A 24,437-nucleotide genomic window follows, 5' to 3' on the forward strand; every position below is an offset into this window, starting at 1 on the left:
ACGGGGGCGCATTTCGAAAGGTGCTGCAATCTGACAGAGAGGCGCCCCTGAACGATCGCGTCACGCTCGAACGAGTGCGCCCAACGCGCGTGCGGTTCTTGCGGGATCATGGGTGCATGAACGAGGAGCGCACACGGGTCCAGGAATTCTTCACGGCACGCGCCGCCGACTGGGACGCGCGTTTTCCCGACGACGGTCCCGCCTATCGGGCCGCGGTCGCCGAACTCGCGCTGCGGCCAGGCTCGCGGGTGCTCGACGCGGGCTGCGGCACCGGACGGGCGCTCCCCGCCCTCCGAGAGGCCGCGGGACCCTCGGGGGTAGTGCTCGGAGCGGATCTGACGCCCGCGATGCTTGAGGCCGCGAAACGGGCCGGCAGGGACGGTGACGGACAGCTTCTGCTGGCCGACGTGGCCCACCTGCCGCTGCGCACAGGATCGGTCGACGCGGTGTTCGGCGCCGGCCTGATCGCCCATCTGCCCGACCCTGAGGAGAATCTGCGGGAGTTGAGGCGGGTGACACGCCCGGGAGGGCTCCTCGCCCTGTTCCACCCCATCGGCCGGGCGGCGCTCGCCGCACGGCAGGGACGGCAGATCACCCCGGGCGATCTGCGAGCCGAGGCGAACCTGGGCCCTCTGCTCGCCGGTTCCGGCTGGAACATGACCACCTATGTCGACGAGGACGCCCGGTTCCTCGCCCTGGCCGTACGCCAGGACTGAGGCCTGAGAATTCAGACCTGGGGCGGGGACCGCCAGCGATCGCCGGACGTCCGTTCCAGCGGTCAGGACCGTCCGGCGATCACAGCGGCGAACGCCTCCGGACGGTCGAACATGACGTTGTGTCCCGCGTCCGGGACGGTGACCACCCGCACGCCGGCCGCCACCAAGCCGTCCTCTCCAGGTAGCTCACCGCTGAGTGCGCCCTGTATGTAGACGCGATCGATCGCCAGATCGACGAGCATGCGGCGCATCGTGGGGTGTGATCCCTCGATGAGCCCGGTCGCGCTTCGGTGCAGGGCCAGTGGATCGGCGAGACGCATGGTCGCCGCCCACGTAGAGCCCACTTTTCCCAGCACGCGCGCGTGGCCGCCGTTGACGAAGTCCTCCTCCTCGTAGCTGGCGATGCCAAGACTGCCCGCCGTCACCGGTGGCATCGGGTCGAGGTTGGCCTCCGTGAGCACGAGACGTGACACCAGGTCGGGCCTCCGGTGCGCGAGCACGATGGCGACGGAGCCGCCCATGCTGTGCCCGACGATCTCGGCTCCTGTCACGCGCGCCGCGTCGAGCGCCGCGGCCAGAGCGTCGGCGTGATCCTCCAGGGTGTACCTGAAGTCGGCTGGGCGATCACTGATGCCGTGCCCCGGGAGATCCACGAACAGCGAGCGCCGGCCCGTCAGTTCTGGACGCGCGGCGATGTGTGCGTGGTAGACGGTCGACGCGGCGCCGAGCCCGTGGACGTACACCCGTGCCGGTCCGACCCCGTCGACCTCAGTCCATCGCACCTGACTGCCCCGCGCGTCGAAGCCTGCCTCACGCATCGCGTACCCCGTCCGTCGTATCCGCCGCCCCGCAGGCCGCGAGCCGTGCACTGACAATACATCGTGACCGATGTATTGCGTCAACGATGTACACCGCCGCTCCCTCCCGGTGCGGCAGAATGCACGGCATGCTCGAACTGGCCATCCTCGGATTCCTCTACGACGCCCCCTTGCACGGCTACGAGCTGCGCAAGCGCATCACCGCACTGACCGGTCATGTACGGCCCGTCGCGGAAAGCACGCTGTACCCCGCCATCAAGCGGCTCGAGAAGGCCGGGCTCGTCGCCCGCGAGACGCAGCCCGGATCAGGTGCGGCCCCGCGGCACGTCCTCAGCATCACTCCAGAGGGCAGGCAGGAGCTCCGTGAGCGCCTCTCGGAGCCCGCCCGGGGAGACATCACCGACGAGAACCGCTGGTTCACACTTCTCGCCTTCCTGCGCCACCTGGAGGACGAGAAGGCACAGGCCGCGGTGCTCGAGCGTCGGCTCGCCTTCTTGGAGGAACCGGCGAGCTTCTTCTACGACGACAGCGGAAACCCGCTTCGCGCGGAAGAACTCGACGACCCCTTCCGGCGCGGCATGCTCACCATCGCCCGTGCGACGAGCCGGGCCGAACTCGCCTGGCTGCGCGCGACATTGACGTCACTCGGCGGACGTACCCACTGACCGGCCCTGGTGCGACACGGGGCACCCTCGTACACCGGGAGTCGGGAACGTGCCGAGCTCGGGCACCTCGTAGCCGTCGGGGTAGCCCTTGATCTCCCAGTTCTGCCGCGCGTAGTGCGGTGTCTTGCGTGGGGGCATCAGACGTACGGCACGACCGCGCAGGCGCACCGCGCGGTTGACTAGCGAGCGGGTCACGGCGCCCGGCTTCTCGTAGCGGAACGCCTTCAGCAATGGGTCGTCGAGCAGGGCCAGGGTCGCGGTGCGCAGCAAGGGCGCAACGGCACGCGGATACCAGGAGGCCATCAGGTCCAGCGTCGCGTCCGACACCTCGCGCGCGCCTTCGTCCCAGCCGAAGTTGGCCTCTTCGTAGGCGTCGAGACAGTTTTCGAACTCTTCGTAGGAGCCGGGAATCCCCTTGATGCCCATGTGCTGGCCGAACGTCCGGTAGTACGCGGCGGCGGCGACCGTCTCGTGGCGCGAGAACCTGCGCCAGCCATAAGCGTCGATCCACCGCTTCGGGATGACCACGAACGTGCACAGGACGTAGCGCATGTCGTCGTTGCTGATGTCGTAACTGTGGTGCATCTGGTTGATGCGGCGGATGGCCGTGCGACCCTCGTCGTCGCCGAAGCCGTGCTCCACGACGGTGTCGAGGAGCAGCGCCGTGTCGTCGTAGCGCTTTTGCGTACGGTCCGTCAGCTCAGCCGTTCGCGCCAGGAGTCGACCGATACTCGGCACCGCGTAGGTGCGGTAGAGGGCCAGTTCGAGTGCGCGGGTGAAGTCCCACGGGAACTCGTATGCCGCGCTGAGTCGGTAGATCGCGAGGAAGTCCTTCTCCGGGTCCATGCGCCGGATCTGGTGGAGCCGCTCATAACGCTTCACCGCGCGGTCCCCCTTCTGTCACCGGAGCTCTAACTCTACGTTGGGAAGCGGCAGACGAAGGATCAGCGGTGGAAGCCGCTTCGGGGGAAGATGGCGCAGATGTTCGACTGGCTCCGCAAGATCTGGAACAAGGACGGAACGGCAGACACCGGCAAGCCCGTGCGTACCAAGACCAAGCGCACGCACAACCTGTTCGAAGCGGCCGCCGTCTATGTGGCGGCCAGCGTCGAGGACGATCAGGACACGATGGACGAAGCCACGGAATGGGTGTCTCCGGAGGCCCTGTCGTTCGGCGTCAGTGAGCTCGCCTGTCGTGCCGTCATCGCGCTCGCCAGGGAACGCGACGAGTCGCCGCGCGACGTGGCCCGCACGCTCCTCGGGTTGCCCGCCGCCTGAGCCGGCCTCCCCCGCACGTGCGTCGAACACGGCACCTCGTTGACGAATTTCCTGGTCATCGACCCTCGACGATCTCCGGGGCGAGTGGTTAGGGTGCGCCGACGGATGAAGCGATGGGGAGGCTTGCATGGCCGGGACGGACGACGCTGTCGCCGCCGATGACGACGCGCTGTACGTACTCACGGCGGTGCTGCTGACACCCGCGAAGTTCCCCAGCGTGCTGGGCGACGACTACCCCGAGGCGTGTGCCCGTCTCGGTCTCGCGCCCCTCGCCGCCGGTTACGGCCTCGTGCTCGGCCAGGACGGCGACGGTGCGAGGTGGACGGTCGTCGTCGACGACGTGTCTCTCGTGGCCGTGGCGATCGCCTCCTGGGACTGCGGCATGGAGTACGACCTCTCGCCGGACGAGCGCACCGTGGTCACCGCGCTGCCGGGCTGGCCGCTGGCCGTCGCGGTCGCCGCCCCCGGTGTGCCCGCTCCGCACGATCCTGAGCCGTCGGACGACGAGGAGCGGCCGCCGCTCGCGCCGCCGGAGTCCGACACCTGGGGCCCGGCCCAACGGCGCCTGGGCGCCGACGAGATAGCGCTCCAGTGGGCGACCTGGCGCGAGCAGATCGACGACGCCGACTTCGCGGAGGACGGTGCGTCGCAGGACGTCCCGACGTCGGCCGAGCCGTCGGAGCCGCTCACCGGGGTGCGGCGCGTGCTCGCGGAAGCGCGGGCCTATGTGACCAACCCGCCGCCCTTGGGCAGGGTGCGGTCCTCCTTCGCCTCGGGTGACGCACGCACCCTGCGCGCCGACGGTCCTGGCTGGTCCATGGTCGCCAGGACCGACGACATCGCGTTCGTGCTGCTCGACGAGGAGCCGGGCGAGGTGCTGCCCGTCGGCCGCGGGCCGGAGCTTCCAGGTCTCCTGGAGGCGCTCGACAAGATGGCGGTACGTCCCGTCTGAGCGAGATCGGGCGCCAGCTCGTGGCCCCGGTCAGCGCGCCGTGTCGGGATCGACCAGAAGGGCGGCCATGGCCGTGTCATGGTCCTGGTGATCACGCAACAGCGCCAGTTCTTCCCGCCACACCTCGGCCCACGAGCTGTCCCTGCCACCCGCACGCACCACTTCCAGGGCCACGACTCCAGTGCCAGAAGTGCCGCGCCCCCGGAGCATGCGGGCAACCTCCAACAGCGCCTCACGCGCGCGTGGCCTCGTCATGTCCAAGTAGCGCCCGTGCTGCGCGGCGGCCAGGCGGCCTGGGCGTTCCTCGAGCAGGTCGACAAGCCGCTGCCACCGCTGTGCGTCGTACCGGCCGCGCTCCGTGTCCGCGAGTGCCGTCTCCCACGTCAACAGCGCCGCCTGCTGACGTAGCCCTACGCTCTCCAGGGTCTTTGCGAGAGTGTCGGCGATCCGGAGGGTCATCGCGCCTCCTCGTCCGATCTGCGCCACGTCGCAGAGCACCACGAGGCGGCGCAGTGCATCGGTCCTTTCCTGTGGGTCCGCTGCCCCCGCGCGGTCACGCAGGTGCCAAAACGCATCCCTCAGGACGCCTCTGGCGGTGGGCCCGGACGGGAAGCGCACCAACTGACGCACCGCAGCGTCCCCTTCACGGCACGTCCGTCGCCGGTCCACGGCGACGTCGGCCACGGCACGCATCGCCTCATCCGCGTCCGGGGTGAGCCACCCGGGCAGCGCCTGGCACGCGTCGATGACAGTGTCCGCATCTCCCTCCCTGACCAGTCGCGTCAGAAAGCTCCGGTAGGGACCGGCCAAGGAGCGGGGTACCGGCGCACCGCCTGAGTGGATCACTGCATCGCGCAGGGAAATGTCGCCCTCGCACCGCGCCAGGCGGTCGGCGACGTCCGGCCGGTCGATCGCGGCGAGGAGGCTACGGGCCAAGACTGCCCGTACGTCCCGGTGCTGGTGCGGGGCGTCCCAGGCTGCCAGCAGGGCGTCCTGGGCTTCGGCGCCGGGGAGCGCCCCGAGTTCGCGGGCTGCCTCTTTGCGGGTTCCGACCGGAACGTCCACGGTGCGGACCACGGGGGCGAGCAAGGCGACCGCGTGACGGTCCGGCACTGCTTCCAGGAGCCTTCGGACGGCTCCCATGGCGGCGCGTCCCCGCACACCGCCGGTCGCGGCGTGCCGCAGCAACAGATCCAAGTGAGGCGTGCCCGCAGGCTGTACATCGGTGGCGCCGGGGGTGAAGAGGTCACCCAGCGCTGCCAGCGCGGCAGCGGCGACGGGCTGCGGCGCGTCGTCCGCCAGATCCGCGATCAACACCGGGTCGCGCAGACGCGCCGCCGCATCGGCCCTGATGCGCAGCGGGGCCGCCTCATCGACAGCCACGCGTGCGTGGTGCTCGTTCCAGCGCCTGCGCTGTCCGGGCAGCCAGCGCAATGTGACGCCACGCCTCAGCTGAGGCACCCAGGCTCCGGCCCGGGGACGTACTTGGCCCTTCAGGCCGCTCTCCGCAGCGGTCAGGACGATATCCAGCAGGTCCGTGCGGCGGGTAGCGACGGTGTCCAGGACGAGAGGCAGCGCAGCGAATGAGGCGTCCAGGGCGATCAGTTCGGCGCAGCGTGCCTCGCGCACTGGTGCCGGGGTCACCCATGCATTCGCCGCACGGGCCACCGTGCCAGGGTCGTGGTCCTCCAGTGCCGTGCGGCGTGCCAGGGCGTCCAGTTCCGGCAGGGCGGTGAGGTGGAGTGCGAACAGTTCGGCGAGGTGGATACCGATGTCGGGATGTGTGGCCGCCCGTTCGGCGAGCAACGTCCAGATGGCCCGGACCGCGTCCTGGTCCATGTGCAGCGTGGCGACCGGGCCACGCCGTCGAGGGTCGGCCAAGACCTGGCAGAGCAGTTCGGTCACGTATGCGGCGCGTCCGAAGTCGCCGTGTGACGCGGCGCTCTCCGTAGTGCGGCGGAGCAGTTCCTCGGCTGCGGTGAGCGTGCGGCTCGTGGAGTCGCCGGACTGGACGGTGGTCAGCACCGCGTCGCGCAGTACGCGCTCAGGCAACGCGGCCAGCAGGTGGGGCGGCGCACCGCCGAGCTGACGCAGGGTGCGGTATCGCACCTCCTCCTGGTCGTGCCAGGCCCGCTCACAGTCCACGGCAATGCGCGCGAACTCACGTGGATCACCTTCCAGTTCCGCGCAGGCAAGCAGCGAGGGCCAGCCCATCAGACGCTGGTGGATGCGGTGGTGGCCGGCGATGTCGCGCAGCAGCGGTTCGCCGACGGCGAGGGGCAGAGCGACGGCGAGGTGGCTCACTGTCCGGCTCCGACCCGACCATCGCTCCGCCCAGGGCAGGACGAGCTCCGCCCTGTCCGTGGGCTCGAGCGCCGCAAGAGTGGTCACAGGGAGTGTCCTTGCGTTGTTCGACCGCCCGGCGTGCTCTTCTACCAGCCGTCGGCGTGCCGGTGCGGGCAGCATGGCCAACAGCTCGTCCGGGGCTACTTCCCGACGTTCGGGGAACCGTGCCCGTGGACGCTCCGCCGGGCAGAGGCGGGCCAGATCCTTCCGATCTTCGAGGCTCAGCCGCAGAACGGCGCGGCGCACCGAAGGCGGCAAGGGTCCGGCGGGCAGGCCGAGTTCGCGGAGCGAGCTGTCTGCCTCGGGCGCGGTGGCCCGCAGGATCTCGAGGACACGGTCCGGGTGGCGCAGCAGGGAGCGGGCAGCTCGGCTGGTGAGCAGTGAACGGGCTCGCGCCAGGAGGATGAGTCCGGCTTCCGGGTCTCGCTCCGCAGCGAGGCTTGCCACAGCGCGGTGTTGACGCACGAAGGAATACCGGGCGTCTCGTTCCTGGTTCCGGCTCTGAGTGGCCAGATGGTTCGCCACGGCGAGCGGAGCAGTGCGGGCCAGGGCATTCAGCACGCCTGTGGGTGGATCGAGTCGGGTGATCCAGTCGGCGACGGTCGCCGGTGGACACGCGGGCAGGAGGAGGGACGCGTCGAAGCCGCCGTGCCGCGCGTACGCCTCGGGGAGAAGGCGCTCGGCGAGCGCGTGGCGACCGCTGAGTCGCAGGACGCGGTATGTCTCTCGGCGTGTCGCTCGGGTCTCGCTCAACGCGAGCTCTTCCAGGGCCGGTTCAGGAACCGGCAGCCTGATGGCGGCCGAGAGGGCGCGGCGGCGCAATAGTGGGTCGGAGAGCGCTTCGGCGACGGCGGCGAGATCGCGTCTGGCGACGGCGAGGAAGAGGGCGGTGTGCCGTTCGTCCCCATCACCGGCATCCAGGGCCTGATGGAGGGTTGCGTACGCGGTGGGCGTAAGGGTGCGGCCGTAGCGGGCCAGCGCACTCATGCGGGCCGGGAAAGGCAGAGGGTCGAAGTGGGCCTTCAGCCAGGCCGGTGTCAGCGGCGCGGGCGAGGGCTGGTTCTGAGTCTGGGGCAATGAGAGCGGCGTCTGAGACGCTTCGTGTCCGGCCATCAGCGATCACCGAGGGATCGCTGGGCCTCCTTTCGGAAAGTCATGGCGCCATGGTCACGGGCGAGGTGCCGATGTCGCAACGCATTTTCCGATCGGCTCGCGGAACCCACCGTGGGCAGGCCCGCGAGCGGACGGAGATGCTTGCATCACCGGTCGTCTCAGTGACCTATTTCCTTGCGCGTGACACGGCGCAGCCTGCGCCGCTGGCTGGGGTCAAGTGTCAGATAGGCCGCCGCCGGGACTCCGAGCACGATCAGGAATGCGGCCCACCACGGCAGCCAGATCAGCAGAATGAGCCCGGCCGCCACGCCTCCTGCGGCGATCTTCGCGTTCTTCGACATGTGTGTCGCCTCCTTCGCGGCTCCTGCCGCTCTCTGCCTTGGAAAACGTGATCGGGACTCCCACAGTTCCTGCCCACGACCCTGAGAGACCCCTGAGTCGCGCCCCCTACTGGTTCGCGCCCGCCTGCCCGCCATCCAGCAGCTTCGCCCTATTCGACGCGGAGGGGCTCCCCGACCTCGTACATGTGGCGCAGGACCTGTCGGTAGGAGTCGACGAATCCCGCCTCGGTGTAGGACATGCCCACCGAGGCGCAGTGGGCGCGCACGAGAGGCTGGGCGAGCCGCAGGTGGGGGCGGGGCATGCTCGGGAACAAGTGGTGCTCGATCTGATAGTTGAGCCCGCCGAGGAACCAGTCGGTCGCCAGACCACCGCGAATGTTGCGCGAGGTCAGGACCTGACGGCGCAGATGCCCCCAGCGCTCCCCGTCCGGATCGGGCATCTCCATGCCCTTGTGGTTGGGCGCGAAGGCGAGCCCGAGGTGCAGGCCGAACAGTGCCTGGTGGATGGCGGCGAAGGCGATGGCGTGGCCAAGGGGCATGGCGGTGAGCAGCAGTGTCACGTAGCCGATGAGATGGGCTACCAGGAGGAGCCCTTCCACGACGCGCTCCCTAGGATCCTGCCGACGCAGATCCTGGAATCCGTAGAGCTTCATGGCGACGCCCTGGAGCAGCGTCAGAGGGAAGAAGAGCCAGGCCTGGTTGCGGGTGAGCCAGCGCCGGAATCCCACGCGGGCCTTGGCCTGCCGGCTCGTCCACACCATGACGTCGGCGGCGACGTCGGGGTCCTTTTCGGTGTGGTTGGGGTTGGCGTGGTGACGGTTGTGCTTGTCGTTCCACCAGGCCGAGCTCATGCCGAGCAGGAGGTTGCCGTGGATGAGCCCCATGGCACGCCCGACGGTGCGGTTGCCGGATATCTGCGAGTGGCCCGCGTCGTGGCCGATGAAGGCCGTGCGGGCACACAGGACGGAGAGCACGGGCGCGAGGAGCAGTACCCACCAGGAAGTCCCCAGGAGGAACATCCCGAATCCCACCACCACCAACGCCAGGGCGTTGATTGCGACGGTTCGTGTGTACCAGCCGATGCGACGGTCCAGGAGCCCCTGCTCCTTGACGGTGCGCAGAAGGGGTGCGAAATCACTTCCGACGTGCTGCCTGCCAGTACTGACTGGGGGGCGTTCCGCGACTGCGGCGGCCTGGGGCATGCTGGGTCTCCGGTCTCCGTAACAACGGGCTGACCTGTAAGAACGTACGGACCAGTGACCTTCGGCGACCATGGCGCCACCACCCGTGTCGAGACGGGGGTCAGCACCGCCCCACAGGGGGGCTGTCCACACCCTCGAAGGGTCGAGTGACGTGAATCACCGCAACGAGACATCCGCGGAGCGGGGAGTGTGTTGTACCCTCGGCCGCTCCAGGTTCAGTAGTCAAACTTGAGGAATGCGCCATCGCTGTGCACGGACTTCCTGCCGTATCCCCCTCCGAGATCTCCGAACTGTCCCGCTGCTCCGTGCTGTTCGTGCCGGGTGACCCGGCACGCGGTGGACACGTGGCCTTCTGGCACCCCGATGGCACCGAGCTCCCTTCGATCGTGTCGGGCACTCCCGAGGAACTGACCGTCGCCGTGCCTGGGGACGACGGGATCGAGCTCGCCGACGTGCCGGCGTTGCTGCTCCCGGTACGGGTCGCACTGCCCGTCCTCACACGCGCGCGTGCCGCATCGGGCACGCATCCCACGGCGGCCTTCTGGGGTACGGCGGGTGTGCTCGCCCTGCAACTGGCAGCGCGCGGGCTGCTGCTGCCCGGACTCACCACCAGCGATCACGACGCCTGGCGTGCCGGCCCTCTGGGGGCCGATGACGTCCAGCAGCTGCGCGACCTCGCCGCCGCGATGCCACCCGCCGCGCACGCGCATCCGCTGGCCCACACCTCGCCCCCTCGGCTGCCCGAACCGGAACGGCTGCTGCGCCAGTTCCTCGACGCCGTGGCCGATACGCTGCCGCGCTCCCCCGCCGCCACGATGGCCGCTGGCGGTCCTGCGTTCGCCGCCGCGGAACCGCAGCACGTTCCCGCGCAACGCGCCTGGGCCCTGGACGTGGCGGCCGGTCACGACGCGGGCGTGCGGATCTCGCTGCGCGTGGAGATTCCAGGCCTCATCTCGGAGACCGAAGGCGGCACCCGGCTGCCCTTCCGAGCCGTACTGCAGTTGCACAGTGTGAGCGACCCCTCCCTTGTCGCGGACGCTGCCGAAGTGTGGGTCGGATCCGGCGCCTCGGCGCAGGCCTTCGGGTCGCGCGCGCGGATGGACTCCCTGCTCGCGCTGCGTCGCGCCACGCGCGCGTGGCCGCCGCTCGCCCCACTACTCGCCGCCACCGTGCCCGACGCCATTGAACTCGCCGACGAGGAAGTAACCGACCTCCTTGGAGAGGGCGCCCGGATGCTCGCGGTCGCGGGCGTCGATGTGCACTGGCCCAAGGAGTTGATGCGCAATCTGACGGCACGCGCGGTCATCGGCCCGCCGGACGACGAGGAGCAGGGCCCGCAGAAGCTGTCCTCGGACACCCCCTCCTTCCTCTCGGCCGACGCTCTCCTGGCCTTCAACTGGCGCTTCGCGCTGGGCGACCAGCAGCTGACCCGCGAGGAGCTGGACCGCCTCGCCGAGTCCAACCGCCCAGTGGTGCGCCTGCGGGACCAGTGGGTGCTCATCGACCCTGACGAGGCGCGTCGCGCCCGTGAGCGCCATGACCGCAAGGTCACCCCGATCGACGCCCTCGGTGCCGCCCTGACCGGCACCACCGAAGTCGGTGGTCAACGCGTCGACGTGCAGCCGACGGGCTGGCTCGCCACCCTTCGTGAGCGCCTGGCGGACCCGGAGGGCATGGATCCCGTCGGGCAGCCCACCGCGCTCGCCGCACAGCTGCGCGACTACCAGCTGCGCGGCCTGAACTGGCTGGCCCGGATGACCTCGCTGGGCCTCGGCGGCTGTCTCGCCGACGACATGGGCCTCGGCAAGACAATCACGCTGATCTCGCTCCACCTGCACCGCCAGACGGATCAGGAATCCGCGGGTCCCACGCTGGTCGTCTGTCCGACGTCCCTGATGGGCAACTGGCAGCGCGAGATCGAGAAGTTCGCACCGGGCACCGCCGTGCGCCGCTTCCACGGCGCCCGCCGCAGCCTGGAGGACCTGGCCGACGGCGAGTTCGTGCTCACCACCTACGGAACGATGCGACTCGACGCGGAGACGCTCGCGCAGGCCTCCTGGGGCATGGTCGTGGCCGACGAGGCACAGCACGTCAAGAACCCGTACTCCGCGACGGCCAAGCAGCTGCGCACCATCGGGGCACGCGCGCGTGTCGCCCTCACCGGCACCCCGGTGGAGAACAACCTCTCCGAACTGTGGGCCATTCTCGACTGGACGACGCCAGGGCTGCTCGGGAAGCTCGGCACCTTCCGTACCCGATACGCGCAGGCCGTCGAGGGCGGTACGGACCCGGGCGCGGCCGAGCGGCTCGGTCAGCTCGTCCGTCCGTTCCTGCTGCGGCGGCGCAAGTCCGATCCGGGCATCGCGCCCGAGCTTCCGCCAAAGACGGAGACCGACCGTGCCGTGTCGCTCAGCACGGAACAAGCAGGACTCTACGAAGCGGTGGTGCGGGAGACGCTCGCGGAGATCTCCGGCGCCGACGGTTTCGAGCGCCGGGGACTGATCGTCAAGCTCCTCACCGGGCTCAAGCAGATCTGCAATCACCCGGCGCAGTACCTCAAGGAGGACGAGCCCAAGATTTCGGGTCGCTCCGGAAAGCTGGAACTGCTCGACGAACTGCTCGACACGATCCTCTCCGAGGACGCGAGCGTGCTCGTCTTCACGCAGTACGTCCAGATGGCCCGGCTCATCGAGCAGCATCTGTCGGCTCGCGGCATCCCGTCCCAGTTCCTGCACGGCGGCACGCCCGTCGCGACGCGCGAGCAGATGGTGGAGCGCTTCCAGGAAGGTGCTGTCCCAGTCTTCCTGCTGTCGTTGAAGGCGGCGGGGACGGGGTTGAACCTGACGCGTGCCGAACACGTCGTGCACTACGACCGCTGGTGGAATCCGGCGGTCGAGGCGCAGGCCACCGACCGCGCGTACCGCATCGGTCAGACGCGGCCCGTGCAGGTGCACCGGCTGATCGCGGAGGGGACCATCGAGGACCGCATCGCCGACATGCTCCTGCGCAAGCGGGAGTTGGCGGACTCCGTGCTCGGCACCGGTGAGGCCGGACTCACCGAGCTGACCGACACCGAACTGTCCGATCTGGTCGAGCTGCGAGGGGGCGCGCGATGAGTGACCTGTACGACGAGGAATACGGCGACGTCGAGCACGGCGGCGCGAACGACGAAGGACCGCGCGCGGACGAACGGACGTTCGCCGCACTGCCGCCCGCGCACGGGAAGGGCTTCGCGCAGAGCTGGTGGGGCCAGGCCTGGCTGAAGGCGTTGGAGGACACCGCCCTCGACCTGCAGCAGCTGAAGGCGGGGCGCAGGCTCGCGCGTGCGGGATCCGTGGGCGCGGTGTCGGTGCGCCCCGGCCGGATCACGGCGGTCGTCCAGGGCCGTGACGGCACCCCGCACCGCTCCGACGTCCTGCTGCAGGAGCTGACCGAGGACGAGTGGGACCGCTTCCTGGGGATGGCCGTCGAACGGGCCGGGCACATCGCGGCGCTCCTGGACCGCGAGATGCCGCCGCACCTAGTGGAGGACGCGGCCGCGGCGGGGGTCGAACTCCTGCCCGGCATAGGCGATCTGGAACCGGAGTGCGACTGTGACGCGTGGGATCACTGCGGGCACACGGCCGCGCTCAGCTACCAGATGGCGCGGCTGCTGGATCAGGACCCCTTCGTCCTGTTGCTGATGCGGGGCCGCGGGGAACGCGCGCTCCTCGACGAGCTTCAGGTCCGCAGCGTGGCACGAGCGGATGCGCGGCCGACTCCGGAGAAGCCGCAGGATACGGCTCCAGAAGGCGTGAGCGCCGCTCAGGCGTACGCGGAGGGCGCCGTGCTCCCTCCGCTGCCCCCGCTTCCCGAACTGCCGTCGGAGCCCGGTCTGCCGCCCGCGCTCGACACCGAGACGGAGCCGGCCGAGGGCCTCGACGTGCCGGCGCTCGAGTTCCTGGCGGCGCGGGCCGCCGGCGAGGCGTACCGGACCCTGGCCGAGGCGCTCACTTCCGGCCATGAACGACTGCCTGTGGGAGTCGAGTTGACCGAGAGCGAGGACGCCGTTCGGCTGGCGTCCGGAGCCCCGGGTACGGAGATCGAGGCACGGCTCGCGGCCGGATCCGGCCGCGGCCGGGACGGTCTCGCGCTCGCCGTCCTGGCCTGGGAGTACGGCGGGCGTGCGGCGCTCTCCGTACTCGATGAGGAGTGGACTCCACGAGAAGAATCGCTGGCACGCGCGCGTGCCGCGTTGAACGCGGCCTGGGACGAGGACGAACAGCCCCAGCTGCGCGCGTCCGGCAATCGCTGGACCCTGGTCGGAACCGATGCCCAGGTGCGGCACAGCAAGGACGGCCGCTGGTGGCCCTACCGCAAGGAGCGCGGCCGTTGGACCCCGGCCGGACCGGCGGCGCAGGATCCGGCGACGGCACTGGCGGTGGCGACCGGGAGCGAGTAGCCGGTGCCGCTGGTCCGGGTGGCTCGGGGCTGAGGTCCGAGCCACGATCCGGAGCCGGAATCAAGGGCCGGAATCAGGGCCGGAATCGCGGGCCAGGGCGCGACGGGCGTACGACATGGCGCGTGGCCGAAACGCACGCGGCGCCCACCGGCGCATCCACGCGGGGCACCCGTGCGCCGGGAACACCGGCGCACGCACTCGCCCTGGCCAGCGATTGAGCAAGGGCATGACATCCGCGAGCGTGGAGCGCGTCGGTTCAGGGAGGTCCGACCGCAACAGGAGCCGCCCCAGGCTCAACAGCGGGGGCATCGGCTTCACCAGCTCCGTGCGTGTGACCCATCCGAAGGGAGTGATCAGGGCACTGGGCCACACGGCCACTGAGCGGACCGATGGTTGAAGGAGGCGCCTCCTGCCCCTCGCGGGAGGCGCCGTCGACGCGACTCCAGCCGTTCACCTGTTGGCTTCTTGGTGTTCGTGGCGGCGGCGAAGTCTGGCCGCTGTGACCGAACTCGTGCCCCAGGAGGCCCCGATGTCCCCGCACGCCGCCCGCAAGCGCCGTGTCCGCCGTTCCCTGGCTGTCGGCGTGCCGCTCGCCGTGGCCACCGCGATGTTGGTGACCGGCACCGCGATGGGCAGCCAGCAGAGCGCAGACCAGAAGCGCGGAGCCCACAAGAAGGCGCGCGTCACCCACACGGCCACTCTGGGGGACATCCCGCTCGGCACGTTCAGCAATTCCCTCCTGCCGGGCAGCGTGGACGACGACCGCGGTGTGGATCTCGGTGGCATCGGCAGCGATCTCTACCCCGCGGGACGCAAGGGCGAGTTCTGGACGGTGACCGACCGCGGGCCCAACGGCCAGATCAAGGTGGACGGCAAGAAGCGCCGCACCTTCCCCGTGCCCGGCTTCGACCCCGCGATCGTGAAGATCCGGGTCTCCGGAAAGGCCGTCAAGGTCCTGTCCGCGGTGCCGATCACGACCTCCTCCGGAAAGCCCGTCACCGGACTGCCGAACCAGAAGGGGCGTGACGAAGCGCCTTACACGTACGACGCGCAGAAGCCCCTGCCGTACGACCCGAACGGTCTGGACACCGAGGGCATCGTCCGGGCGGCCGACGGCACCTTCTGGCTGGTCGACGAGTACGGTCCTTCGTTGGTCCACGTCTCCGCGCGCGGGAAGGTACTCAAGCGGTACGTCCCCGAAGGCCTCGGCCTTAAGGGCGCGGACTACCCGGTGGCCGAAGCACTGCCCGGCATCCTGTCGCACCGCAAGACGAACCGCGGCTTCGAAGGGCTCGCGCTGCTCCCCGGCGGCGACCTGGTGATGGCGGTGCAGAGCCCCCTGTCCCTTCCGGACGAGGACGCGGGTGACGCCTCGCGCACGACACGACTCCTGCGCTTCTCGCCGAAGAAGCAGGCGGTCACCGCCGAGTACGCCTATCGCTTCGACCCCGTGGGCGTCGTCGACCCGGGCGAGGACGACACCTCCGAGCTGAAGATCTCCTCCGTGGTCGCCGTCGGGCGTGACCAGCTGCTCGTCCAGGAGCGCACCGACAAGGCCGCGCGGCTGCACAGCGTCACACTGGACCGACGGTCGAACATCCTCGGCGACAAGTGGGACAGGGACACCACCAAGCCCTCCCTGGAGCAGCTCGACGACCCGGCCGCCTCCGGAGTGCCCGTCCTCCGTAAGCGGCTGGTGGTCGACCTGGGGACGGTCGACGGTGTCCCCGGCAAGATCGAAGGCGTCTCCAAGGTCGGCGATCGCACCCTGGCGCTCATCAATGACAACGACTTCGGGATGACCGACGGCCCGGAAGCCTTCGACAAGAACGGCCGCCTGGTGGACAGCGACGTGGAGACGACGGTCACGTACGTGAAGCTGCCGCGGAAGTTCTGAGGGACGCACCCTTCCTCTCGGTGCAAGGGAATTGAGTTCAGGACAGCGGCTTGGTGAGTTTGTGCTTTCCCGAGCCGCTGTCCCCCGCGAGGCTGCACGCGACGCTGTCGATGCCCAGCTTGTAGCCCGAGGCGTCCGGATACTGCACCAGCGTGCCGCGCACGGTACCGGCGGGCTGGCTGCGCGCCTTGCGCTGCAGGGGCTGCTCGCACAGGGCGGCTGCCGCCTTCTTGAGCGCGGCGTCGGTCGTGTAGGAGCCGTTCAGTTCGGCGCGCTTGACGACCTCGGCGTCGTGCGGCGCGTCGCACGACTTCCTCGCCGCCTGGCCCGGCCTGCTGCTGTTGGTGTTGAAACAGTCACCGGTCTTCAACAGGTAGTACGGGACTTCGTTTCCCGCGGGTGACGGAATCAGAGAGTCCAGGTCGCTCGGGAAACCGGTGGGCAAAGACGGGATGCCGCTGGGCACTTCGGTCGGCAGGCCCGACGGGACCTGTGAGGGGATGCTCAGCGAGGGTGTCGGCGTGCGGCTCGTGCTCCTGCTCGACTCCGTAGGGCTCTTCTTGTCCGATCCGTCATCGCGGGTGACCACCAGGACGATGGCGGCGATCGCCCCCGCGGCCACGATGACGGCAAGCAGGGCGTACAGCCCACTTCGGCGCCCTCGGGGCCCTCCCGGTGGTGGGGGCGGTGGCGGCCAGCCACCGCCGCCAGGAGGCGGCCCGAACCCGCCCTGCGAGGGCGGGCCGAAGCCGCCACCGCCGGTCGGCGGCGGGCCACTAGGAGGTGGAGGGGGCTGCGGCGGTACCGGTGGCATGGCCATACCGACAAGAGTCGCCTCGAACCGGTCATCTAGCGACCCCTATGCCGAAGTTGGCGACCTACCAAGCCGAAGTCGATGAGGGGATCGCACGACCGACCGTGGTGACGAAGCGAGGCGGCGCGCACTCCGGAGAGCGGGGGTCTCTCAGCCCCGAGCGCCCAGCAAGTGATCCATGGCCAACTGGTCGAGACGCTCGAAGGCCATCCCGCGCGCGGCAGCGCTCTCCACGTCGAACGCCTCGTATGCGCCACGATCGGCGAGCAGGCCCGAGAGGCCGTCGTCAGCCGTGGGCAACGCCAGTTCGTCCAGACGCGAGGCCCGCAGGGCTTCCTGGACCTCCGGGTCGGCCCGGAAGGCGGCCGAACGCTCGCGCAGGATCAGGTAGTTGCGCATGCAGCCGGCGGCCGAGTCCCACACCCCTTCGTAGTCCTCGGTCCGGGGCGGCTTGAAGTCGAAGTGGCGCGGCCCGTCGTAACCGCCCCTCTCCAGGAGGTCGACCAGCCAGAACGCACTGCGCAGGTCGCCCGCGCCGAACCTCAGGTCCTGGTCGTACTTGATGCCGGTCTGCCCGTTGAGGTCGATGTGGAAGAGCTTGCCCGCCCACAGCGCCTGCGCGATGGAGTGCTGGAAGTTCAGGCCCGCCATCTGCTCATGGCCCACTTCGGGGTTGACGCCGTACATGTCGGGCCTCTCCAGGCGTTCGATGAACGCGAGGGCGTGTCCGACGGTGGGCAGCAGGATGTCACCACGCGGCTCGTTGGGCTTCGGCTCGATCGCGAACCGCAGGTAGTAGCCCTGTTCGAGCACATACTCGCCGAGCAGGTCGAACGCCTCCTTCATGCGGTCCAGGGCGCAGCGCACGTCCTTCGCGGCGCCGGACTCCGCACCTTCTCTGCCGCCCCATGCCACGTAGGTGTGCGCGCCCAGCTCCACCGCGAGATCGATGTTGCGGATCGTCTTGCGCAGCGCGTAGCGGCGTACGTCGCGGTCGTTGGCCGTGAACGCACCGTCCTTGAAGACGGGGTGGGTGAACAGGTTCGTGGTGGCCATCGGCACGACCAGACCGGTCGCGTCCAGTGCCTGCCGGAAGCGCTTGATGTGGGACTCGCGCTCGATGTCCGACGAGCCGAACGGGATCAGGTCGTCGTCGTGGAACGTCACTCCGTAGGCACCCAGTTCAGCGAGGCGCCGTACCGAGTCGGCCGGGTCGAGCGGAGCCCTGGTGGCGTCACCGAACGGGTCCCTGCCCTGCCAGCCGACGGTCCACAGTCCGAAGCTGAACTTGTCCTCAGGAGTGGGCTGGTAGTTCATGTGCGACTCCCTCGACTATTTCGTCATGGCGATTTACAAATTAGTATCCGAGGGCTCCGCTGGGAAGGTCGGGGAGGGAAGTCCGGGGCCGCGTCCCGGGAGAGCCGCAGGAACGGAGACCTCAATGTCATCATCGCCAGCAGCCCAGGGGCCCCTCGTCGTCGGTGTGGACAGCTCCACTCAGTCCACCAAGGCGCTGGTCGTCGACGCCGCGACGGGACAGGTCGTCGCGAGCGGCCAGGCCCCGCACCGGGTCAGCACGGGTGAGGGCCGCGAGAGTGATCCCCAGGAGTGGTGGGACGCCCTGTGCGCGGCGCTCCACCAGTGCGGGAACGCCGCGCGTGAAGCGTCGGCGGTGTCGATCGGCGGACAGCAGCACGGCCTTGTCGCACTCGACGTGAACGGCACGCCTGTACGGCCCGCCCTGCTGTGGAACGACGTTCGTTCGGCCTCGCAGGCCCGGGACCTGGTCGAGCGGCTCGGCGGCTCCAAGGTGTGGGCCGATCGCGTGGGCAGTGTCCCGGGGCCCTCCTTCACCGTCACGAAATGGGCCTGGCTCGCTGAGAACGAGCCCTCGGCCGCCGGCGCCACGACGGCGGTTCGACTCCCCCACGACTACCTCACGGAGCGCCTCACCGGATACGCCACGACCGACCGCGGCGATGTCTCGGGCACCGGGTGGTGGGCTTCGGCTTCGGAGACGTACGACGAGGAAATCCTCGGCATGGTGGGGCTCGACCCGGCATTGCTGCCCCGGGTGGCACACCCCGGAGAGGTCGTCGGCACCGTACGTGGCAGCGGTGAACTGCCCTTCTCCCAGGGCACACTGGTCGCCCCCGGAACCGGTGACAACGCGGCCGCCGCGCTCGGGCTCGGACTCTTGCCCGGCACACCGGTGCTGAGCCTCGGTACCTCGGGCACCGTCTACGCGGTCTCCGAGCACCGGCCCGCGGATGCCACGGGAACCGTCGCGGGGTTCGCCGACGCGCGTGGCGCATGGCTGCCCCTGGCCTGCACGCTCAACTGCACCCTGGCCGTCGACAAGGTGGCAGCGCTCCTGAGCCTCGACCGCGAAGCGGTGGAGTCGGGCGGCACCGCCACGCTCCTGCCCTACCTCGACGGCGAGCGCACACCGAACCTCCCGCACGCTGCCGGGATGCTGCACGGCCTGCGGCACGACACCACGCCCGGTCAGCTCCTGCAGTCCGCGTACGACGGGGCCGTCCACTCGCTCCTCGGCGCTCTCGACCGAGTCCTTGACGCGGACGCCGACCGCTCCTCCCCCCTCCTGCTCATCGGGGGCGGCGCGCGCGGCACGGCGTGGCAGCAAACCGTCCGTCGCCTGTCCGGCCGCCCCGTGCAGGTACCCGAGGCGAAAGAGCTGGTCGCGCTCGGCGCCGCCGCTCAAGCCGCCGGCGTGCTCACCGGCGAGGACCCGGCCTCGATCGCACGGCGTTGGGGCACGGCCGAGGGCCCTGTGCTCGACCCCGTGGAACGGGACGAGGAGACGTTCGCGCGGATCTCCGAGGTACTCTCCGACGCTGCGCCCCTGCTCGACAGGGCGCCCCATGGGAGTGAGGGCTGACGGAGGCATGACCGCACCGCTGCACGAGGAACGCCGGGGCACGACCGGCGCCCGGCTGCCCGACACTCAGCAGGGCATGCGCCGCCGCAACCTGTCCCGTGTGATGCACTCGGTGGCCGCGCACGGCCCCCTGTCACGGGCCACCGTGGCCTCCCAGATCGGGCTGACCAGGGCCGCCGTCTCCACGCTTGTCGAGGAATTGATCCGCGCCGGCCTCCTGGACGAGCTGGGCCCCGAGCGTCCCGGCCGTGTGGGCCGCCCCGGATCGGCCCTCGCGGTCAGCGGCCGCGGGCCGGTCGGCATCGGCGCCGAGGTGGGCGTGGACCATCTCGCCGTATGCGCTGTCGACCTCCGTGGCGAGATACGGGCGCGCACGGTGCGGCAGGTCAGCAACCACCACCGCGCGCCCGAGCTGGTGCTCCAAGAACTCTCCGCCATGGTCGAGCGGCTGAGCTCCGAGGCACGGCAGGCGGGCCTGTCCCCCGCGGGGCTCGCCGTGGCCGTGCCGGGTCTTGTCACCCGGGACTCACTGACCGTGGTTCGCGCTCCCAACCTCGGCTGGCGCGACGTCGACCTCGGCCCGCTCCTGCCTTCCCTGACACCGCTGACCGTGGACAACGAGGCCAACTTCGGAGCCCTCGCGGAGCTGTGGCTCGGCGCGGGCACGCCGGAGGACTTCCTCCATGTCTCGGCGGAGATCGGCATCGGAGCCGCCCTGGTCGTCGACGGACGACTGCTGCGCGGTGCACAGGGATTCGCGGGCGAACTGGGGCATGTGCCGGTGCACCCCGAGGGCCCGTCCTGCCCCTGTGGCGGACGAGGCTGCCTTGAGCAGTACGCCGGTGAGGCGGCCGTGTTGCGCGCGGCAGGCCTGGACGCGGGCGAGGGTCGTGTCAGCCTGCTCGCCGGTCGCGCCGCCGAGGGAGACGCGGAGGTACGGCGCGCTCTGCGCGGCGCGGGGACTGCTTTGGGCATCGCGCTCACAGGCGCGGTCAATCTTCTCGATCCGCGAGCCGTGGTGCTCGGCGGCGCTCTGTCACGTCTCGCGCCGTGGCTGATGCCGTCGCTGGAGGAGGAGTTGGCCGGGCGGACGGCAGGGCGAGCGTGCGGTGTCACCGTTTCCGCACTCGGGCCAGACGGTCCCCTGTTGGGGGCGGCGCATTCGGTAGTGCGGTCGGTGCTCGATGATCCGATGGCGGCAGTGGCAGGTACCGGCGGCGGATAGGCGGAGACGACGGGCGCGGAGGCAGAGCCGGTGGGGGCGGGACCGAAGCGGTTGGTGGCGGTTCGCAACGCCGGATGAGCGCGACCGTGAGGAGTCTGACGCCCGGACTCGCTCATTCGAGTGGCTGAGTTATCCACAATCCCTCGGCTGTACACAGATCCGAGGCATGCCCTTCCACCTCAACCATCAAGCGCCGTAACGTAATTCGTGCGAGGCGCAGCTGCCCATTCAGCGGCGGTCGTCCCCGCGGATCGGGGGATTCACGTGTCGGAGGAAACAAGGCCAGGGCCATCCGGTTCAGGGCCATACAGTTCGGGTCCGGGCGGTTCGGGGCTAGCCGGCCCCGGACGATCCAGTCCTAAGCCAGGCCGTGAGGTCATCGGGCTCCGTGACGTGCCTCGTCGGAGGATTTCAAGGCATCTCGGCGACGAGCCCGCGCCGTTTCCGGACCAGTTCGGCGCGTTCGACGAGAATGGCCTCTCCGGCCAGAGTGGAGCAGTCCAGCAATGAGCGACCCTCGCATCCTGACCGTGCGGCCCGAACCGGGCGAGTACGCGTGGACGTTCGGCGGAGCCCCACCCGTCGCTCGCATCACGCCCGGCACCGTCCTCGATCTCTTCACGGAGGACTGCTTCGCGGGGAACGTGCGCTCGGAGAAGGACCTCGTCTCTGAGGTCTGCCAGTTCCCTTACCTCAATCCTCAGACGGGCCCCTTCCACGTGGAGGGAGCGGAGCCGGGCGACACCGTCGCCGTCCACTTCGTGTCGATCGAGCCGGCCCGCGACTGGGCGGCGTCGACGACGGTCCCCTTGTTCGGCGCCCTGACGTCCACGCATGCCACCGCCTCCCTCCAGCCGCCACTTCCCGAGGCCGTCTGGATCTGGCAGTTGGACCGGGACCGCCGCACGGCGCGCTTCATAGCGCGGGACAGCGACTTCGAGACCGACCTGCCGATGGACCCCATGCACGGCACGGTCGGTGTCGCGCCCGCCAACCTTGAGGTTCGCTCGGCGCTCGTCCCCGATGCCCACGGCGGAAACATGGACACACCCGAGATGCGAGCCGGAGTCACCTGCTATCTCGGGGTGAACGTCGAGGGCGCGCTGCTGAGCCTCGGCGATGGACACGCACGGCAGGGTGAGGGAGAGACCTGCGGGGTGGCCGTCGAGTGCGCCATGAACACCGTGGTGATCGTCGAGCTCCTGAAGGGGGTATCCACCCCGTGGCCGCGCCTGGAATCCGATACGCACATCATCTCGACCGGATCCGCCCGGCCGCTGGAGGACGCGTTCCGAATATCCCAGCTGGACCTGGTCCAGTGGCTGGTGCGGGACTACGGATTCAGCGAACTGGACGCCTACCAGTTCGCGACGCAGACCGTCGAATCGCCGCTCGCCAATGTCTGCGACACCAACTACACGTGTGTGGCCAAGCTCCGTAAGGACTGGCTGCCTGCTCGTGAGACGCATCGCGGTCTCCACGCGCGGCTGCGCGAGATCGCCGCGACGCTGCCGCACGGGAGCCTCCGCTCCTCGTGACGGACCGCCAGCAGCCCCCTAGCGGAATCCGAGGGACCTCCCAGAAAGCTCTCAGGAACCTCCCGAGGGATGACCTCCTGAAGTGACCGTGGCCTTATCCCCATCCACCGATCTACCGACCGCAATTCCCCCCCACCTCAAGTGCAGCGCCAGTCCAGCCGTTCCCCCCACCCTCTACCGAGAGGCAGGCCAGCCATGGATCGAGCAAGACGCTTCCCCAGCAGGCGCCGACTGTTGCAGGGCGCGGTCGCCGCGGCCGTTCCCGCGACGCTGCTGCCCGTCGGCCACGCGAGCGCCCAGGACCGTGCCGGCGACTACCCACCGGCCGAATGGGTGCCGGCCAGCAGCTCCAACTACACGGCGGCCAACCGGCCGAGCACCTACTCCATCGACTACGTGATCATCCACGTCACGCAGGAGACGTTCGCGGACGCTCTCGCGATCTTCCAGAACCCGGCGAAACAGGTGTCCGCGCACTACGTGGTGCGCTCCAAGGACGGCCACGTCGCCCAGTGCGTCCGCGATCGCAACGTCGGCTGGCATGCGGGCAATTGGAGCTACAACACCCACAGCATCGGCATCGAGCACGAGGGCTGGGTCGACAAGCCCGAGTACTTCACCGACGCGATGTACCAGCAGTCCGCCGCACTGACCTCGGCCATCTGTACGAAGTACGGCATCCCCAAGGACCGCGAGCACATCATCGGCCACTCCGAAGTTCCCGGTGCCGACCACACGGACCCCGGTCCGTACTGGGACTGGTCCCGCTACATCCGCCTCGTCAACTTCGTCTGAGGCACCCGGGCCGCTTGTCGGCTTCCGTTCCCGGGGCGACGATGGCAGCTACCCCCATCGCCGTCCCAGGAGGCCGAGTTGACCGATCCGTGGGTCGCTCTGAAGCCGGGTACCGATCCCGCCGAGCAGGCACGGGAGCTGCGCCGGGCGCACGAGGACTTCACCGCCGAGGGCACGGTGGCGCGTCCGGTGCGCTCGGTCGTGGCCGACTCATGGCGGCGGTCGGCCAGGGCACGGGTCAGTCCGGAGGCCACGGGTGCGGCGGTCGAGCTGATGGATGGTGACCTCGGCGCGTATCGCGCGGAGCATCCGTTGGCACGGGTGATGCCGCTGTTCCGTGAGTTGATGGGCACCTTCGCCGCGGACGGCGAGCATCTCCTGGCCGTGTGCGACGCGCAGGGCAGGCTGTTGTGGGTCGAGGGGCACGCGGCGACACGGCAGCGTGCGGGGCGGATGAACTTCGTTCCGGGCGCGCGGTGGGCCGAGTCCGCCATGGGCACGAACGCGCCGGGGACAGCGGTCGCCGTCGACCGTCCTGTGCAGGTGTTCGCCGCCGAGCACTTCATGCGGCGAGTGCAGCCGTGGACGTGCGCCGCGGCTCCGGTGCACGATCCGCGTACCGGGCGGCTGATCGGCGCGGTCGACATCACCGGCGGGGACGGGCTCGCGCACCCGCACAGCCTCGCCTTCGTGCAGGCCGTGGCACGGGCGGCGGAGTCCCAACTGGCCCTGATGGCACCGCCGATGCGCGCCGAGGACACGGTGGATCTGACCGCGTTGGGGCGCGACGAGGCGCTGCTGCTGGCAGGCGGCAGGAAGGTACGTCTCAGCCGCAGGCACAGCGAGATCGTGGTGTTGCTCGCGCGCCATCCGGAGGGGCTGACCGGTGATGAGCTGCTGTATGCGCTGTACGAGAACGATTCGGTGCCGCAGGTGACGTTGCGGGCGGAGATGGCACGACTGCGGCGGGTCCTCGGGGCGGAGCTGTTGCGGTCGCGTCCGTACCGGCTCGCGGCGCCCGTGGAATGTGACGTCGACACGGTCGAGCGTCGGCTGGGGGCGGGTGCGGTGACGGCGGCCGCCGCCGCGTACGCCGGTCCGCTGCTGCCGGGGTCGCAGGCACCGGCGCTGGTCCGGCTCCGGCGCAGGCTCGCTGATCAGCTTCGTACGGCGTTGGTCGACCGCAACGATCCGGATCTGCTGGCCGATTGGGCGCATGCTCCGTGGGGCGAGGACGATCTGCTGGTATGGCGGGCGCTGGCGGCGCTGCGTCCGACGGCCCCTGTCCTGGCCCGCTTGCACGAACTCGACGCGGAGCTGGCGGCGCCCGGGTACGGCCGGGCGTGACCCACTCGCCCGGGTCACCCGGGGCAACCAGCCCCCACCGCCGCCTA

Annotated in this window: 19 protein-coding genes; 12 read left to right on the top strand and 7 right to left on the bottom strand. The window is 70.0% G+C overall.

From position 1 onward, the window contains the following. Positions 1 to 116 precede the first annotated feature (116 nt). A complete protein-coding gene (locus ACIO9J_RS02290) occupies positions 117 to 716 on the top strand; it encodes a class I SAM-dependent methyltransferase (RefSeq protein WP_401991156.1) in 600 nt (199 codons plus the stop codon). Positions 717 to 778: 62 nt separating this feature from the next. On the opposite strand, the gene ACIO9J_RS02295 is transcribed toward ACIO9J_RS02290, so the two are convergent. Then, positions 779 to 1,534, bottom strand: a complete 756-nt coding sequence (locus ACIO9J_RS02295; RefSeq protein ID WP_401993003.1) for an alpha/beta fold hydrolase — start codon at positions 1,532 to 1,534, stop codon at positions 779 to 781. Positions 1,535 to 1,662: 128 nt separating this feature from the next. On the opposite strand from ACIO9J_RS02295, the gene ACIO9J_RS02300 reads away from it, so the two are divergent. Beyond that, positions 1,663 to 2,199, top strand: a complete 537-nt coding sequence (locus ACIO9J_RS02300; protein WP_401991158.1) for a PadR family transcriptional regulator — start codon at positions 1,663 to 1,665, stop codon at positions 2,197 to 2,199. Here the strand turns inward: ACIO9J_RS02300 and ACIO9J_RS02305 are convergent. Beyond that, entirely contained in the window at positions 2,176 to 3,081 is a 906-nt protein-coding gene (locus ACIO9J_RS02305) for an oxygenase MpaB family protein (protein WP_401991161.1), read from the bottom strand. The genes ACIO9J_RS02300 and ACIO9J_RS02305 overlap by 24 nt on opposite strands. Positions 3,082 to 3,180: 99 nt before the next feature. On the opposite strand from ACIO9J_RS02305, the gene ACIO9J_RS02310 reads away from it, so the two are divergent. Both ACIO9J_RS02310 and ACIO9J_RS02315 read left to right on the top strand, forming a co-directional pair. Next, positions 3,181 to 3,477: a hypothetical protein gene (locus tag ACIO9J_RS02310; protein WP_401991163.1), complete on the top strand. Its 297-nt coding sequence runs from the start codon at positions 3,181 to 3,183 to the stop codon at positions 3,475 to 3,477. 127 nt (positions 3,478 to 3,604) lie between these two features. Then, positions 3,605 to 4,429 (top strand): hypothetical protein, encoded by an 825-nt coding sequence (locus tag ACIO9J_RS02315; RefSeq protein ID WP_401991166.1) that lies wholly within the window; start codon positions 3,605 to 3,607, stop codon positions 4,427 to 4,429. Between the two features lie 30 nt (positions 4,430 to 4,459). Here the strand turns inward: ACIO9J_RS02315 and ACIO9J_RS02320 are convergent, their stop codons facing one another. The 3 genes from ACIO9J_RS02320 to ACIO9J_RS02330 all read right to left on the bottom strand — a co-directional run bounded on the left by ACIO9J_RS02320 (position 4,460) and on the right by ACIO9J_RS02330 (position 9,431). After that, the gene (locus ACIO9J_RS02320) at positions 4,460 to 7,888 is read right to left on the bottom strand and encodes a hypothetical protein (RefSeq protein ID WP_401991169.1); all 3,429 of its coding nucleotides are present in this window, start codon (positions 7,886 to 7,888) and stop codon (positions 4,460 to 4,462) included. A 158-nt stretch (positions 7,889 to 8,046) separates the two neighbouring features. Then, positions 8,047 to 8,229, bottom strand: a complete 183-nt coding sequence (locus ACIO9J_RS02325; protein ID WP_401991172.1) for a hypothetical protein — start codon at positions 8,227 to 8,229, stop codon at positions 8,047 to 8,049. A 149-nt stretch (positions 8,230 to 8,378) separates the two neighbouring features. After that, positions 8,379 to 9,431 (bottom strand): fatty acid desaturase family protein, encoded by a 1,053-nt coding sequence (locus ACIO9J_RS02330; protein WP_401991175.1) that lies wholly within the window; start codon positions 9,429 to 9,431, stop codon positions 8,379 to 8,381. Positions 9,432 to 9,679: 248 nt separating this feature from the next. Here ACIO9J_RS02330 and ACIO9J_RS02335 point away from each other — a divergent pair, with 248 nt between their 5' ends. From ACIO9J_RS02335 to ACIO9J_RS02345, 3 genes are all read left to right on the top strand, one after another. After that, a complete protein-coding gene (locus tag ACIO9J_RS02335) occupies positions 9,680 to 12,547 on the top strand; it encodes a DEAD/DEAH box helicase (RefSeq protein ID WP_401991178.1) in 2,868 nt (955 codons plus the stop codon). Beyond that, positions 12,544 to 13,872 (top strand): SWF or SNF family helicase, encoded by a 1,329-nt coding sequence (locus tag ACIO9J_RS02340; protein ID WP_401991180.1) that lies wholly within the window; start codon positions 12,544 to 12,546, stop codon positions 13,870 to 13,872. Before ACIO9J_RS02335 ends, ACIO9J_RS02340 begins: the two co-directional genes overlap by 4 nt. Before the next feature lie 529 nt (positions 13,873 to 14,401). After that, on the top strand, positions 14,402 to 15,769 hold the full coding sequence (locus ACIO9J_RS02345; protein ID WP_401993006.1) for an esterase-like activity of phytase family protein: 1,368 nt from the start codon (positions 14,402 to 14,404) through the stop codon (positions 15,767 to 15,769). A gap of 37 nt (positions 15,770 to 15,806) precedes the next feature. Here ACIO9J_RS02345 and ACIO9J_RS02350 read toward each other — a convergent pair whose 3' ends face one another. Then, entirely contained in the window at positions 15,807 to 16,391 is a 585-nt protein-coding gene (locus tag ACIO9J_RS02350) for a hypothetical protein (protein ID WP_401991182.1), read from the bottom strand. A gap of 342 nt (positions 16,392 to 16,733) precedes the next feature. Continuing rightward, positions 16,734 to 17,900: a xylose isomerase gene (gene xylA / locus ACIO9J_RS02355; RefSeq protein ID WP_401991185.1), complete on the bottom strand. Its 1,167-nt coding sequence runs from the start codon at positions 17,898 to 17,900 to the stop codon at positions 16,734 to 16,736. 124 nt (positions 17,901 to 18,024) lie between these two features. On the opposite strand from xylA, the gene xylB reads away from it, so the two are divergent. The 5 genes from xylB (at position 18,025) to ACIO9J_RS02380 (ending at position 24,390) form a co-directional block, all read left to right on the top strand. Then, positions 18,025 to 19,485, top strand: coding sequence for a xylulokinase (gene xylB, locus ACIO9J_RS02360; RefSeq protein ID WP_401991188.1), 1,461 nt, complete (start codon positions 18,025 to 18,027; stop codon positions 19,483 to 19,485). A gap of 7 nt (positions 19,486 to 19,492) precedes the next feature. Beyond that, positions 19,493 to 20,710 carry an ROK family protein gene (locus ACIO9J_RS02365; protein ID WP_401991191.1) on the top strand — a complete coding sequence of 406 codons (1,218 nt, stop codon included), beginning with the start codon at positions 19,493 to 19,495 and terminating at the stop codon, positions 20,708 to 20,710. 506 nt (positions 20,711 to 21,216) lie between these two features. After that, complete coding sequence (locus ACIO9J_RS02370; RefSeq protein ID WP_401991194.1) at positions 21,217 to 22,248, top strand: acetamidase/formamidase family protein; 1,032 nt, start codon at positions 21,217 to 21,219, stop codon at positions 22,246 to 22,248. Positions 22,249 to 22,443: 195 nt separating this feature from the next. After that, on the top strand, positions 22,444 to 23,043 hold the full coding sequence (locus tag ACIO9J_RS02375; RefSeq protein WP_401991197.1) for an N-acetylmuramoyl-L-alanine amidase: 600 nt from the start codon (positions 22,444 to 22,446) through the stop codon (positions 23,041 to 23,043). A 78-nt stretch (positions 23,044 to 23,121) separates the two neighbouring features. Continuing rightward, positions 23,122 to 24,390: a GAF domain-containing protein gene (locus tag ACIO9J_RS02380; protein WP_401991200.1), complete on the top strand. Its 1,269-nt coding sequence runs from the start codon at positions 23,122 to 23,124 to the stop codon at positions 24,388 to 24,390. Positions 24,391 to 24,437 lie beyond the last annotated feature (47 nt).

Origin of the sequence: Streptomyces sp. NPDC087300 (assembly GCF_044744425.1) — a bacterium.
GTDB lineage: Bacteria > Actinomycetota > Actinomycetes > Streptomycetales > Streptomycetaceae > Streptomyces.

Excerpts from the sequence above, each read along its gene's own strand:
- ACIO9J_RS02290 (WP_401991156.1), top strand. The coding sequence starts at position 117 with ATGAACGAGGAGCGCACACGGGTCCAGGAATTCTTCACGGCACGCGCC.
- ACIO9J_RS02295 (WP_401993003.1), bottom strand. The coding sequence starts at position 1,534 with ATGCGTGAGGCAGGCTTCGACGCGCGGGGCAGTCAGGTGCGATGGACT.
- ACIO9J_RS02300 (WP_401991158.1), top strand. The coding sequence starts at position 1,663 with ATGCTCGAACTGGCCATCCTCGGATTCCTCTACGACGCCCCCTTGCAC.
- ACIO9J_RS02310 (WP_401991163.1), top strand. The coding sequence starts at position 3,181 with ATGTTCGACTGGCTCCGCAAGATCTGGAACAAGGACGGAACGGCAGAC.
- ACIO9J_RS02315 (WP_401991166.1), top strand. The coding sequence starts at position 3,605 with ATGGCCGGGACGGACGACGCTGTCGCCGCCGATGACGACGCGCTGTAC.
- ACIO9J_RS02320 (WP_401991169.1), bottom strand. The coding sequence starts at position 7,888 with ATGGCCGGACACGAAGCGTCTCAGACGCCGCTCTCATTGCCCCAGACT.
- ACIO9J_RS02325 (WP_401991172.1), bottom strand. The coding sequence starts at position 8,229 with ATGTCGAAGAACGCGAAGATCGCCGCAGGAGGCGTGGCGGCCGGGCTC.
- ACIO9J_RS02330 (WP_401991175.1), bottom strand. The coding sequence starts at position 9,431 with ATGCCCCAGGCCGCCGCAGTCGCGGAACGCCCCCCAGTCAGTACTGGC.
- ACIO9J_RS02340 (WP_401991180.1), top strand. The coding sequence starts at position 12,544 with ATGAGTGACCTGTACGACGAGGAATACGGCGACGTCGAGCACGGCGGC.
- ACIO9J_RS02345 (WP_401993006.1), top strand. The coding sequence starts at position 14,402 with ATGTCCCCGCACGCCGCCCGCAAGCGCCGTGTCCGCCGTTCCCTGGCT.
- xylA (WP_401991185.1), bottom strand. The coding sequence starts at position 17,900 with ATGAACTACCAGCCCACTCCTGAGGACAAGTTCAGCTTCGGACTGTGG.
- xylB (WP_401991188.1), top strand. The coding sequence starts at position 18,025 with ATGTCATCATCGCCAGCAGCCCAGGGGCCCCTCGTCGTCGGTGTGGAC.
- ACIO9J_RS02365 (WP_401991191.1), top strand. The coding sequence starts at position 19,493 with ATGACCGCACCGCTGCACGAGGAACGCCGGGGCACGACCGGCGCCCGG.
- ACIO9J_RS02370 (WP_401991194.1), top strand. The coding sequence starts at position 21,217 with ATGAGCGACCCTCGCATCCTGACCGTGCGGCCCGAACCGGGCGAGTAC.
- ACIO9J_RS02375 (WP_401991197.1), top strand. The coding sequence starts at position 22,444 with ATGGATCGAGCAAGACGCTTCCCCAGCAGGCGCCGACTGTTGCAGGGC.